12 protein-coding genes are annotated in these 11,471 nt (G+C 73.5%); 7 read left to right on the forward strand and 5 right to left on the reverse strand.

Going from position 1 to position 11,471, the window contains the following annotated elements:
- Positions 1-49: 49 nt before the first annotated feature.
- From ACWCWD_RS07230 to ACWCWD_RS07240, 3 genes are all read left to right on the forward strand, one after another.
- Positions 50-1,561 (forward strand): aldehyde dehydrogenase family protein, encoded by a 1,512-nt coding sequence (locus ACWCWD_RS07230; RefSeq protein ID WP_450770834.1) that lies wholly within the window; start codon positions 50-52, stop codon positions 1,559-1,561.
- A gap of 5 nt (positions 1,562-1,566) precedes the next feature.
- On the forward strand, positions 1,567-2,178 hold the full coding sequence (locus ACWCWD_RS07235) for a DUF1349 domain-containing protein (protein WP_450770836.1): 612 nt from the start codon (positions 1,567-1,569) through the stop codon (positions 2,176-2,178).
- 162 nt (positions 2,179-2,340) lie between these two features.
- Positions 2,341-2,901, forward strand: a complete 561-nt coding sequence (locus ACWCWD_RS07240; RefSeq protein ID WP_450770838.1) for a DinB family protein — start codon at positions 2,341-2,343, stop codon at positions 2,899-2,901.
- A 63-nt stretch (positions 2,902-2,964) separates the two neighbouring features.
- Here ACWCWD_RS07240 and ACWCWD_RS07245 read toward each other — a convergent pair whose 3' ends face one another.
- Positions 2,965-4,347, reverse strand: a complete 1,383-nt coding sequence (locus ACWCWD_RS07245; RefSeq protein ID WP_450770839.1) for an MFS transporter — start codon at positions 4,345-4,347, stop codon at positions 2,965-2,967.
- Between the two features lie 71 nt (positions 4,348-4,418).
- On the opposite strand from ACWCWD_RS07245, the gene ACWCWD_RS07250 reads away from it, so the two are divergent.
- Positions 4,419-5,408 carry a GlxA family transcriptional regulator gene (locus tag ACWCWD_RS07250; protein WP_450770841.1) on the forward strand — a complete coding sequence of 330 codons (990 nt, stop codon included), beginning with the start codon at positions 4,419-4,421 and terminating at the stop codon, positions 5,406-5,408.
- 19 nt (positions 5,409-5,427) lie between these two features.
- Here the strand turns inward: ACWCWD_RS07250 and ACWCWD_RS07255 are convergent, their stop codons facing one another.
- Positions 5,428-5,964, reverse strand: a complete 537-nt coding sequence (locus ACWCWD_RS07255) for a kinase (RefSeq protein ID WP_450770843.1) — start codon at positions 5,962-5,964, stop codon at positions 5,428-5,430.
- Positions 5,965-6,090: 126 nt separating this feature from the next.
- Here ACWCWD_RS07255 and ACWCWD_RS07260 point away from each other — a divergent pair, with 126 nt between their 5' ends.
- Positions 6,091-6,576, forward strand: a complete 486-nt coding sequence (locus ACWCWD_RS07260) for an N-acetyltransferase family protein (RefSeq protein WP_450770845.1) — start codon at positions 6,091-6,093, stop codon at positions 6,574-6,576.
- Between the two features lie 26 nt (positions 6,577-6,602).
- Here ACWCWD_RS07260 and ACWCWD_RS07265 read toward each other — a convergent pair whose 3' ends face one another.
- Complete coding sequence (locus ACWCWD_RS07265) at positions 6,603-7,286, reverse strand: 2-phosphosulfolactate phosphatase (protein WP_450770847.1); 684 nt, start codon at positions 7,284-7,286, stop codon at positions 6,603-6,605.
- 248 nt (positions 7,287-7,534) lie between these two features.
- Between ACWCWD_RS07265 and ACWCWD_RS07270 the strand changes: the two genes are divergently transcribed.
- Positions 7,535-8,266, forward strand: coding sequence for a DsbA family oxidoreductase (locus ACWCWD_RS07270; RefSeq protein ID WP_450770848.1), 732 nt, complete (start codon positions 7,535-7,537; stop codon positions 8,264-8,266).
- Between the two features lie 110 nt (positions 8,267-8,376).
- Here ACWCWD_RS07270 and ACWCWD_RS07275 read toward each other — a convergent pair whose 3' ends face one another.
- Positions 8,377-8,997, reverse strand: a complete 621-nt coding sequence (locus ACWCWD_RS07275; protein ID WP_450770850.1) for a hypothetical protein — start codon at positions 8,995-8,997, stop codon at positions 8,377-8,379.
- A gap of 218 nt (positions 8,998-9,215) precedes the next feature.
- On the opposite strand from ACWCWD_RS07275, the gene ACWCWD_RS07280 reads away from it, so the two are divergent.
- Positions 9,216-10,310 carry an aminotransferase class V-fold PLP-dependent enzyme gene (locus ACWCWD_RS07280; protein WP_450770852.1) on the forward strand — a complete coding sequence of 365 codons (1,095 nt, stop codon included), beginning with the start codon at positions 9,216-9,218 and terminating at the stop codon, positions 10,308-10,310.
- 83 nt (positions 10,311-10,393) lie between these two features.
- Here the strand turns inward: ACWCWD_RS07280 and ACWCWD_RS07285 are convergent, their stop codons facing one another.
- Positions 10,394-11,446, reverse strand: a complete 1,053-nt coding sequence (locus ACWCWD_RS07285; RefSeq protein ID WP_450770853.1) for a LacI family DNA-binding transcriptional regulator — start codon at positions 11,444-11,446, stop codon at positions 10,394-10,396.
- Between the last annotated feature and the right edge of the window lie 25 nt (positions 11,447-11,471).

Here is an 11,471-nt window from a genome sequence, read left to right on the forward strand (position 1 = left end):
ATACCGAACAACTTCCTGACGTGTGGCAGAGAGTACGGAAGGGAAAACGGTGGCAGCAGCACCAGTCTGGAGCGTCGACCCCCGCACCGGGAACCCGCGCGAGCAGGTTGCGGTGGAGGCTAGCGCGGAGGAGGTCGACCGTGTCGTACGGGCGGCGCACGCCGTCCGCGACGCCCTCGCCGACCGCACCGTCCGCGCCGCCTTCCTGCGCACCGCGGCCGACCTGCTCGCCGGCGCCGAGGAGTCCGCCGTCGCGACCGCCGACGCCGAGACCGCGCTCGGTACGGCCCGGCTGACCGGTGAACTCGCCCGCACCGCAGAGCAGTTGCGGGCCTTCGCCGAGGTCGTCGACGAGGGTGCCTTCCTCGACATCCACATCGACCACGAGGACGGCAGTCGCACTCCGCCCTGGCCCGACCTGCGCCGCTGGAAGATCCCGCTCGGCGTCGTCGCCGTCTACGCGGCCAGCAACTTCCCGTTCGCGTTCTCCGTCCCCGGCGGCGACACCGCGAGCGCACTGGCCGCGGGCTGCCCGGTCGTCGTCAAGTCGCACCCCGACCACCCGGCCACCTCCGAGCTGAGCGCCTCCCTGCTCCGCCGCGCCGCCGCCGCGCACGGACTGCCCGAGGACGTCGTCCAGCTCGTGCACGGCTTCGAGGCCGGCGTCGAACTCGTCCGCCACCCGCTGGTCTCCGCGGCCGGCTTCACCGGCTCGATCCGCGGCGGACGCGCCCTCTTCGACGCTGCGGCGGCACGCCCCGCCCCCATCCCCTTCCACGGCGAGCTCGGCTCCCTCAACCCCGTCGTCGTCACCGAGGCCGCGGCGGCCGAGCGCGGCGAGCAGATCGGCGCCGGACTCGGCTCCTCCATGACCCTGGGCGCCGGGCAGTTCTGCACCAAGCCCGGCCTGGTCCTGGTCCCGGCGGGCGAGAGCGGCGACGGGCTGGTGAAGACCCTCACCGCGACCGTCGGCGACACCGTCCCCGCCGTCATGCTCGACCACCGGATGCGCGACGCCTTCATCGCCGGAGTACGCGACCGGGCCGCCCTCCCCGACGTGGAAGCGCCCGTCACCCCGGGCGACGGCGGCGAACACGCCGTCGCCCCCGGCTTCCTCACCGTCCCGGCCGCCCGGCTCACCGGGGACGGACCGCACGAGGCGCTCCTGGAGGAGTGCTTCGGCCCGGTCACCGTCGTCGCCCGGTACGCCTCCGAGGACGAGGTCGCCGCCGTGCTCGGCCGCCTCCCCGGCAACCTCACCGCCACCCTGCACATCTCCGGCGAGGAAGAGGCGGGCGGCGCCGCCGGACTCCTCGCCTCCCTCACCCCGCTCGCCGGGCGCGTCCTCGTCAACGGCTGGCCCACCGGCGTCGCCGTCGCACCCGCGCAGCACCACGGCGGCCCCTACCCGTCGACCACCTCCACCTCGACCTCGGTCGGCGCCACCGCCATCGAGCGCTGGCTGCGCCCGGTGACGTACCAGTCGACCCCCGAGGCCCTCCTCCCGCCCGAGCTCCGCGACGACAACCCGCTGGGCCTGCCCCGCCGGGTGAACGGATGACGACCATGACCCTGAGACTTCCCGAACTCCCCTTCGAGCTGGAGCCGTTCGGACCCGAGGGCAAGTGGACCTACGAGGACGGCGTACTCACCGGCCGGGCGGGCGCCCGGCAGGACCGCTTCGTACCGCCCGGCGGCGACTCCCTCGAACCGACGAGCGACGCCCCGCGCCTGCTGGGCACCGCGCCCGCCGGCGACTTCCAGCTGCTCGCCCGGGTCAAGGTCGGCTTCGCCGGCGCCTACGACGCCGGGGTCCTCTACCTCCACGTCGGGGAGCGCGACTGGGCGAAGATCTGCCTGGAACTCTCGCCCGCCGTCCCCACCATCTGCACGGTGGTCACCCGGGGCGTCTCCGACGACGTCAACTCCTTCACCGTGGACGGCGACACCTTCTGGCTCCGCCTCACGCGCAACGGCGGCGCCTTCGCCTTCCACGCCTCGCCGGACGGTGTCACCTGGACCTTCGTCCGGGTCTTCGCCCTCGGTGACCCGGAGGGCACGGCCTCCGCCCAGGTCGGCTTCCTCGTCCAGGCGCCCGTCGGCGACGGCTGCGGGGCGTCGTTCGACGAGATCGCCTTCCGCACGGAGGGCGTCGCCGACCTGCGCGACGGCAGCTGACCACCGTCCGCCCGCCCACACCCCGGCCCCTGCCCGCCGCCTCCGTCCGGCGGGCAGGGGCCGGACCCGTTCCCCGAGCCTCCCCGAACGGTTGCCGAGACGGGGCACGCTCCGATGGAAAAACGCAGGCACGGAACGCCCCGGTGACCGATCATGCGGACCATGAGCGAGCAGCCCGAACGATGGACCCAGGCCACCGTCCACCCCGATATGTGGACCGACCCCGACAAGGACCCGCGCGAGAACGACGGGAACGGCCCGGACGGTGAACTCCCCACCCTCCAGGACTACCTGCGCAACTACCGCCTCACCCTCACGATGAAATGCGAGGGACTCGACCCGGAGCAACTGGCGCGCCGCGCCGTTCCGCCGTCCACGATGTCGCTGCTCGGCCTGGTACGCCACCTCGCCGAGGTCGAGCGCGACTGGCGCAACTGGATCAGCGACGGCGACCCGCTGCCGAAGCTCTACGGGGTCCGCGACGGCGACTTCGACGGGGCTGTCGCCGAACAGGCGGTGGTTGACGGCGCCTACGCCGACCTCGCGCGCGAACAGGCCGCGACCGACGCGGTGTTGGCATCCCACCCGGACCTGGGGGAGCGGCTCGGGAAGGACGGCATCGTGGTCCGGGAACTGCTGGTGCACCGCATCGAGGAGTACGCCCGCCACTGCGGCCACGCCGACCTGCTGCGCGAGTGCGTCGACGGACGGGTGGGGCAGTGACGGGGCCCGATCCGCGCGAGGGTCACTCCTCGCGCGGGCTCGCGCGGGGCCGAGGGGGCGGTGTCACCGCCTCCCGAAGAACCGGGCCGTGGAGAACGCGGTCGCCGCGAGGAGCGCCGCGCTGATCAGCAGCGAGGCGCGCATCCCCGCCTCGAACCCGTCCGACAGCAGGGCGCCGAACGTCGCCACGCTCAACGCGATCGCCACCTGGCGGGCCGCGTTGAGCACCCCGGCCGCGACCCCGGCCCGCTCCGCCGGGACCTCTTCCATCATCGCCGCCGTCAGCGCCGGGAGCGCCAGACCCGCCCCCACGGCGATCGGCAGCAGCATCAGGGCGGTGAGGACGGGCGGAGTGCGGGGACCGACGAACAGCAGCAGCAACATGCCCGCACACGACGTCAGTTGTCCGGTCAGCATCGGCACGCGTGGGCCGTACCGGTTGGACACTCGCCCCGATACGAGGTTCATCGCCAGCAGGAGGCCGGTCATCGGCAGGAACATCAGGCCGGTGGCGAGCGGGGACTGGCCCCGGACCTGCTGGAAGTAGAGCCCGAAGACGAAGAGCATGCCGTAGAACGAGACGCTGATCACCGAACCGGAGGCCACCGCCACCGCGACCGTCCGTTCACGGAACAGGCCCAGCGGGACGACCGGTTGGGGGTGCCGTGACTCCACACGGAGGAACACGCCCAGCGCCGCCACCGCGACGCCCAGCGCCCACCATGCGGGCGCCCCGCTCTCGATGACCGCGAACGCGACTCCGGCCAGGGCCAGTACGGCCGAGATCTGCCCCGCCGGGTCCAGTCGCGCGGGGCGGGGGCCCGAACGGGGTGCGCGGATCATCAGGCCCCAAGTGAGCACCCCCAGAGGCAGGTTGATGAAGAACACGGCCCGCCAGTCGAGGGACGCCGTCAACGCTCCGCCCACGACCGGCCCGAGCGCCGCCGCCGTGGTGCCACCGGCCGCCCACATGCCCACCGCGCGAGCCCGCCGGGCCGGATCGGTGTACGCCTGCCGCACCAGCGAGAGCGTCGTCGGCAGCACCACCGCCGCCGCCATCCCCTGCACCGTACGGAACCCGATCAGCGTCGGGAGGTTCGGCGCCAGCCCGCAGGCCGCGGAGGCCAGCGTGAACATGGCGATCCCCAGCAGATACGCCCGGGTCGCCCCGATCCGGTCGGAGAACGCGCCGGTCGAGAGGAGCAGTGCGGCGAACGCGACGGTGTAGGCGTCGACGACCCACTGGAGACCGGACATGCCGCCGCCGAGTTCGGCGCCCATTGTCGGCAGCGCCACGTTCATCACGGTCGCGTCCAGCGTGATCAGCCCGAAGCCGAGCATGGAAGCGGCGAGCGCACGGCCGGGGGCGGGCAGCCCGGGGGCGGGCGACTCCTGGGTGCGCAGGGGCGACCGGGCCCCGCTCCGGGCGGTGTTCGGAGAGGACATGGGGACAAGCCTCGCCGACCCGCCGAACGTAGAGTAGTGGCCGCAATGCCACACCTCCGGAGGTTCTGGCCATGAAGCCGCCGCACCGAGTCGTCGTCATCGCCACTCCGCCGGTGTCGATGTTCAACATCGCCATCCCCGAGATGCTCTTCGGCCAGGTCGAGATCGACGGCGCCCCGGGGTACGAGACCGTTCTCTGCACCTTGGACCCGGGCCCCGTACGCACCAGGAACGGCATCGACGTACTCGTCCCGCACGGACTGGACCTCGTCGAGGGGGCGGACACCGTGATCCTCGCGGGCGCCGGCTCCCGTGAGGAGTACGACCCGCGCATCCTGTCCGCGTTGCGCCGGGCCGGGGCCGAAGGGCGGCGCATCGCCTCCATCTGCACCGGCGCCTTCGCCCTCGCCGAGGCGGGTCTGCTCGACGGCCGGGCCGCCACCACCTACTGGGCGCACACCGGGGAACTCGGCGACCGCTATCCGGCCGTACAGCTCCAGAAGGACGTCCTCTTCGTGCAGGACGGCTCCGTGCTCACCTCGTCCGGGTACGCGGCGGGCATCGACCTCTGCCTCCACCTCATCCGCACCGACTTCGGCGCCGCGGTCGCCAACACCGTCGCCCGGCTCGCCCTCGTCGCCCCCGTACGCCACGGCGGGCAGACCCAGTTCACCGAGACACCGCTGCCGCCCGAGCGCGGGGTCTCCTTCGCCGCCACCCGGGCCTGGGTGATGCGACGGCTGGACGAACCGCTCACCCTCGCCGATCTGGCCCGCCACGCCGGTGTCTCCGTACGCACCCTCTCCCGCCGCTTCCGTGCGGAGACCGGCCTCAGCCCGCTCCAGTGGCTCCTGCATCAACGCATCGAGCGGGCCCGGGAGTTGCTGGAGACGACCACCCTCCCGATGGAGCAGGTGGCCCGCGCCAGCGGGCTGGGCACCGCGGACTCCCTCCGCCTGCACGTCCAGCGCCGCCTGGGTCTCACCCCGAGCGCCTACCGCGCTTCGTTCGGCAGCCGTCCCGCGCCCGTCCCCGCCGGGGCCGCCCCGGCCGGCCCGTAGTCGTACGGCACCCGCCCGGTCAGCGGTCCACCGGCGGGAGCCGGTCCAGCCCCGTCTCCCGCAGCACCCGGTCCACCGTCTCCGCGAGGGCGCTCGACGCACCGATGACGGTCTCCAGGCCCCCCGGCAGCAGATCGAGCGGGCGGTACCAGGACCGCAGGTCGTCCGCCCCGACCTCCTCGGCGATCGGCTTGGTGGCGTGCCGCAGCAGCGTCTCCTCGAACGGAACGTCCAGGTAGTAGCCGTGCGTCGGACCGCGGTGGTCCGCGCGCAGCCGGGCCAGCATGTCGCCGTAGTGATCCGCGTACAGGATGCCTTCGAGGACGACGTGGAACCCGGCGTCGAGGGCGTACCGGGCGACCGAGTCGATCAGCCCGATGTTCGCCGCCCCCGGCCGGTCGCGCTCCCGCAGCACGGTCCGCCGCAGGTTGTCCTGGCCCACCAGAGCCACGCCCCGGCCGAACCGCTCCCGCACCCCGGCCGCTACGGCCGACTTCCCGGAGGCGGAGTTCCCGCGCAGCACGACGAGACGGGTCTGGGCGGTGCCGGTTCTCATCCACGGGACTGTACGTGCGGCGCTCTCCCGGCACAGGGTGGTACGGAGCGGCCCCGCGCGCCCGTGGCCCACGCCGGTACGCGCCCGCGCGGAACCGCCCCCGCGCGCCCCCGCGTCCCCTCCGGCATGTCCCTCCTCATCCGCACCGCCACCCCCGCCGACCTGGACGCGATCGTCCGCCTGCACACCGAGGCCCGCGCCACCTACTACCGCGGGCACCTCGCCCCCGACGCGTACGCGGGCCCCGAGGAGGTGGGCCGGTCCGCCGCGGGCTGGGCGCGCGCCGTGGACGCCGAACACGCCACGGTCCTCTGCGCGGAACGCGGCGGCGCCCTGGTGGGCGTCGCCTGCCACGCCGTACGCGACGGCGGCACCACCCTCACCCAGCTGCACGTGGACCCCTCGCAGTGGCGTACGGGCGTGGGCACCGCCCTCCACACCGCGTGCACCGACGCCTGGCGGCGGACCGGTGTCCGCACCGCGCGCCTGGAGGTGTTCGCCCCCAACACCCGCGCCCAGGCCTTCTACGCCCACCACGGCTGGACCACCGACCCGGACACCCCGCGCGAGGGCAGCCACCTGGTGCTGCGGCTCGTTCTCGGCGACGGCTGAAACCACCGCCCCGAACCGTCGCGGGCTCAGATCCCAGGCACCGCGTGCCGGCGCAGGACCATGAGCGAGTCCTCCCGGGCGGCCACCATGGCGAAGGGGAAACGGTCGAGTTCGAGGCAGAGCGCCACGTCGTCGGGGTGGACTCCCTCGCGCACCCCTTCCCTCAGCTCGGTGGCGGCGAGGGACTCCTCCCCGCGACGGAGAAACGCGTCGGCGTCCCTCCCGGCCCCATTGGCCCGCCCCGCTATGTACTGCGCGCACGCGAGATCCTCGTCGGCCCTTCCGCCCTCGCCGGTGACGACGAACGTGACGCTGCCGGTCCCGCTGGTCCGCAGGACCTCGGCCGTCGCCTCCGCCACCACGAAGCCCGCGCACAGCACCAGCGGAGCGTCCTTCACCGCCAGGGCGCCGACCGTACCCGCCGTGGTCTTCTGCACCACGGTCCGCCCGCCGAGGTCGACGGAGCGCAGCAGGCCCGGCGAGTTGACGGCGTCGAACCCGGGGGCGGGCGGGCCGTCCTTCAGCGTCACCCACTCCGGGTGGCGGGCCTTGAGCGCCAGGGACTCCTCCAGCGACCCGGAGAGCACGATCTTCTCGGCTCCCCGGGCGAAGGCCCACGCGGCCACCGTGAAAGCGCGCATCACGTCGACCACGACCGCCACGGGCGGGGTGTCCGTCAGGTCATCGATTCCGAGAAAGGAGGCGTCCATGTCGGTCATGATCGTGGGAGCCCGGCTCCGGTCACCCGAAAAGTGGTGTGCATCACGCCAGGTGGTGACGGGGAACCGGAAGGCCGCAACCCGGACCGTGACGCGGTGCCCGGCGGGAATCCGGGTGGGGACGACGGTGTTGTTCCCCCTGGCGCGGAGGGCTCTCCGCGCGCGTCACCGAGCCCGTCCGGGGAAGAGCTCCCGCCATCGGAGAGCTGCCTCACGGGAAGAGCTGGAGAGAAGAGAGAATGCGCGTCGAGATCTGGAGCGACATCGCCTGCCCGTGGTGCTACATCGGGAAGGCCCGCTTCGAGAAGGGGCTGGCGGGGTTCGCCCACCGTGACCAGGTCGAGGTGGTGCACCGCTCCTTCGAGCTGGACCCGGGGCGCGCCAAGGACGACATCGCGCTGGTCGTGGACATGCTCGCGCAGAAGTACGGCCGCACCCGCGAGGAGGTCCTCGCGATGGAGGGCAACGTCGCCGCGAACGCGCAGGCCGAAGGGCTCGGGTACCGCAGCGAGGGCCGTGACCACGGCAGCACCTTCGACATCCACCGGCTGCTCCACCTCGCCAAGGCGCGCGGCCTCCAGGACGAGCTGCTGACCCTCGCCTACCGGGCGAACTTCGCCGAGGAGCGTTCCGTCTACGACGACGCGGTGCTGGTCGAGCTGGCCGTCGAGGCCGGTCTCGACGAGGCCGAGGCCCGTGCGGTGCTCGCCGACCCGGCCGCGTACGCCGACGACGTACGCGCCGACGAGCGCGAGGCGTCCGAGCTCGGCGCCAACGCCGTCCCGTTCTTCGTCCTCGACCGGCGGTACGGCATCTCCGGCGGCCAGCCCTCCGAGGTGTTCGCCCAGGCGCTGGAGCAGGCGTGGAAGGACCGCGAGGTCACCGCCCTCACCCCGATCGGCGACGACGCGGCAGCCTGCGACGCCGACGGCGCCTGCGAGGTCCCGCAGCCGGGCGCGGCGACCGCCTGACGGCCGCGCGCGGAGCTGTTGCGGTGGGGACAGGGCCCAGGCGGGAACATGCCCTTCCCCACCGCACCGCGCGGGCCGTACCAGGTGGCTGATGACTTGCGTTCTGTCGCTCAGTTCTGCTGATCCAACGCGTCGGCGAAGGCGCGGAGCGCGTCGGCCAGCTCTCGGTCGGTGGGCAGTTCATCCACCTTCTTCTCCAGCTCGTCGATGCGAGCCGTCAGATCCTCCAGGCTCGGTGGAGCCGTGGATCCCCCCGTGGGGTCCGGGGACCCGGACGGTTCCGAGCCGCCGGTGTCCGAACCGTCCGAGCCGCCCGAGCCGCCGGTGTCCGAACCGTCCGAGCCGCCCGAGCCGCCGGTGTCCGAACCGTCCGAGCCACCCGTGTCCGTACCCGAGACACTGCCCCCGTCGGTGGAGCCTCCATCGGTGGAGCTCTCGTCGGTGCCCCCCGAGCCACTGACGGAACCACTGTCCGCGCCGCCGGTGTCGGCGCCCTCCGTGACCCCGGCGGTGTCCGAGCCCTCCGTGTCTCCGCCGGCGTCCACGCCCCCTGTGACCCCTGCGGAGTCCGGGTCGGGTGTCACCACCGGGGTTGTCCGCGCCGGACCGGAGCGTCCGCCGTCCTCGGCGGCCACGGCGATCGCCCCGCCGACCCCCAGCACCAGCGCCACGGCCGCGCCGACGAGCGCCACTGTCGTCCTCCGCGCCTGAATCTTCCTCATGTGCGTCATGCGACGGACACTAGCCACGGAGCCACGTGGAAGGATTTGTTCCGAGGAATCGGCGCCCCGCCTCCGCTCCGCGCGGGTGTGGGGCGGGTGGAGACGGACGTCCTCCGCCGGGCCCGGACCGCTCCGCCGGTCGGTACACGCGGGTTGTCGCGCCCGGTCGCCCCGGTGAGCCGCCCCGCCTCATTGACGCGGTGGGGCGGGCGTCCCAGGGTGGACGCATGGAGACCACGTCGCTGAGTGAGACCACCCGACCGGGCGGGCTCACCCCGCCGGCACATGCCGCAGCCGCCGAGTTCGCTCCCGCCACCACCTACCTCAACACCGCCACCGTGGGCCTGCTGCCCCGTCGTACCGTCGCCGCCGTCACCGACCTGGCCCGGGCCAACGCCGAGGGCGGGCCCGTGGGGGCCGGGGACTTCGAGGTGGTGGACGCCGCGCGGGCCGGGTTCGCCCGGCTGGCCGGAGTCGGAGCCGACCGGGTCGCCGTCGGAAGCTCGGTCGCGGTGCACGTCGGGCTGATCGCGGCCTCGCTGCCCGCCTACGCCGAAGTGCTCTGCCCGGAAGGCGAGTTCAGCTCGGTGGTCGCTCCCCTCGCGCACCGGAGGGACCTGCGGGTGTCGTACGCCCCGCTCGCGGAACTGGCCGGGGCGGTGCGGCCCACCACGGCGCTGGTCGCCCTCTCCGCCGTGCAGTCCTCCGACGGCCGGGTCGCGGATCTCGCCGCGGTACGGGCCGCCGCCACCGCGCACGGGGCCCGGGTGCTGCTCGACACGACGCAGTCGGCGGGCTGGCTGGCGGTGGACGCCGGGGAGTTCGACTACACGGTGACCGGCGGGTTCAAGTTCCTGCTCTGCCCGCGCGGAGCCTCGTTCCTCACGGTCACCGAAGAGGCGCAGGAGTCGCTGAAGCCGATCTACGTGGGATGGGTAGCGGCCGAGGACACGGGGACCAGTACCTACGGCCCGATCGACCGACTCGCGCTCTCCGCGCGGCGGTTCGACTCGGCACCGGCCTTCCTCTCCTACTACGGGGCGGAACGCTCGCTCGCCCTGCTGGCGGAGATCGGCACGGATGCCCTGTACGCGCACGCCACCGGTCTCGCCGCCCGCTTCCGCGCGGGGCTGGCGCGCCTCGGGCATCCCACCGTACCGGGGGAGTCGGCGATCGTCGCCGCCCCCGGACTCGGCAAGCGCCAGGCGGAGTTGAGCCGGGTCGGTATCACCGTCTCCGACCGTGCGGGCAATCTGCGGGCCGCCTTCCACCTCTACAACACCGAGGCCGACGTGGACCGGGTGCTCGACGTGCTCGGCTGAGATCGGCGACGCGGGTGCGCGGCGTGGATGCGCGGCAGGGATGGTGCGGCAGGGATGCGCGCCAGGGATGGTGCGGCAGGGGTCTACGCCGAATCCCGGAGCACCAGTTCGGTGGGGAGGATCACCGCCGCCGGGTCCTCGCCGCCGATCTGGGCCAGCAGCACCCGTACCATCTCGGCGCTGATGCGGTCCCAGGGCTGCCGGATGGTGGTCAGCGCCGGGCGGGAGTCCAGCGCGGCCGGGGAGTCGTCGAAGCCGCCGACCGCGATGTCCTCGGGGACCCGCCGCCCGGCCCGTTCCAGTGAGGTCAGCACGCCCTGCGCCATCAGGTCGGACGCGACGAAGACCGCGTCCAGGTCGGGGGCGCGCTCCAGCAGCAGCGTCCCGGCGGCCTCGCCGCCGGCCCGGCTGTAGTCGCCCGGGACGATCAGGTCCTCGTCCACGGGCACCCCGCACTCGGCGAGCGTCTCGCGGTACCCGGCGAGCCGCTCCACGCCGCCCGGGGTGTCCGGGGGGCCGCTGACCGTACCGATCCGGCGGCGCCCCGACTCGTACAGGTACCGCACCATGTCCCGGGCACCGTCCCGGTCGTCGGCCGCCACGTAGCTGACCTTCGAGCCCTGCCCGAGGGGCTTGCCGCAGGTCACCGTCGGTACGCCGGCCTCGTGGAGCTGGGCGACCACCGGGTCGCCCGAGTGGCTGGAGACCAGCAGTACGCCGTCCACGTGGCCCGCGATGTACCGCATGTTCCGGCGCCGCTCGGCCTCCGTCCCCGCGATCATCAGCAGCAGCGGAACGTCGTGCGCGGCGAGCGCACTCGTGCAACCCCGGAGCAGGACATTGAAGTTGGGGTCCTCGAAGAACCGCTCCTGAGGCTCCGTCAGCAGGAACGCCACCGAGTCGGAGCGGCCGGTGATCAGCGACCGGGCGTGCCGGTTGACGGTGTAACCGGTCTTGCGGATGGCCGAGTTGACCGCTTCGAGGGCGGCCGGACTGACGTTGTGGCCGCCGTTCAGCACCCGGGAGACGGTCCCGCGCGACACCCCCGCCTCGCGGGCCACGTCGTGGATCGTCGGCGGCCGGCGGCGTCCCCTTCCGGGCTGCCCGGAGAGCGGGGGAGGTTCAGTGCGGCTCATGGTGCGTGTTCTTTCGTTTTCGGGG

The organism is Streptomyces sp. NPDC001493, assembly GCF_053597235.1.

Coding starts and splice junctions, on each gene's coding strand:
- ACWCWD_RS07235 (WP_450770836.1), top strand. CDS start 1,567: ATGACCCTGAGACTTCCCGAACTCCCCTTCGAGCTGGAGCCGTTCGGA.
- ACWCWD_RS07240 (WP_450770838.1), top strand. CDS start 2,341: ATGAGCGAGCAGCCCGAACGATGGACCCAGGCCACCGTCCACCCCGAT.
- ACWCWD_RS07245 (WP_450770839.1), bottom strand. CDS start 4,347: ATGTCCTCTCCGAACACCGCCCGGAGCGGGGCCCGGTCGCCCCTGCGC.
- ACWCWD_RS07250 (WP_450770841.1), top strand. CDS start 4,419: ATGAAGCCGCCGCACCGAGTCGTCGTCATCGCCACTCCGCCGGTGTCG.
- ACWCWD_RS07255 (WP_450770843.1), bottom strand. CDS start 5,964: ATGAGAACCGGCACCGCCCAGACCCGTCTCGTCGTGCTGCGCGGGAAC.
- ACWCWD_RS07260 (WP_450770845.1), top strand. CDS start 6,091: ATGTCCCTCCTCATCCGCACCGCCACCCCCGCCGACCTGGACGCGATC.
- ACWCWD_RS07265 (WP_450770847.1), bottom strand. CDS start 7,286: ATGGACGCCTCCTTTCTCGGAATCGATGACCTGACGGACACCCCGCCC.
- ACWCWD_RS07270 (WP_450770848.1), top strand. CDS start 7,535: ATGCGCGTCGAGATCTGGAGCGACATCGCCTGCCCGTGGTGCTACATC.
- ACWCWD_RS07275 (WP_450770850.1), bottom strand. CDS start 8,997: ATGACGCACATGAGGAAGATTCAGGCGCGGAGGACGACAGTGGCGCTC.
- ACWCWD_RS07280 (WP_450770852.1), top strand. CDS start 9,216: ATGGAGACCACGTCGCTGAGTGAGACCACCCGACCGGGCGGGCTCACC.
- ACWCWD_RS07285 (WP_450770853.1), bottom strand. CDS start 11,446: ATGAGCCGCACTGAACCTCCCCCGCTCTCCGGGCAGCCCGGAAGGGGA.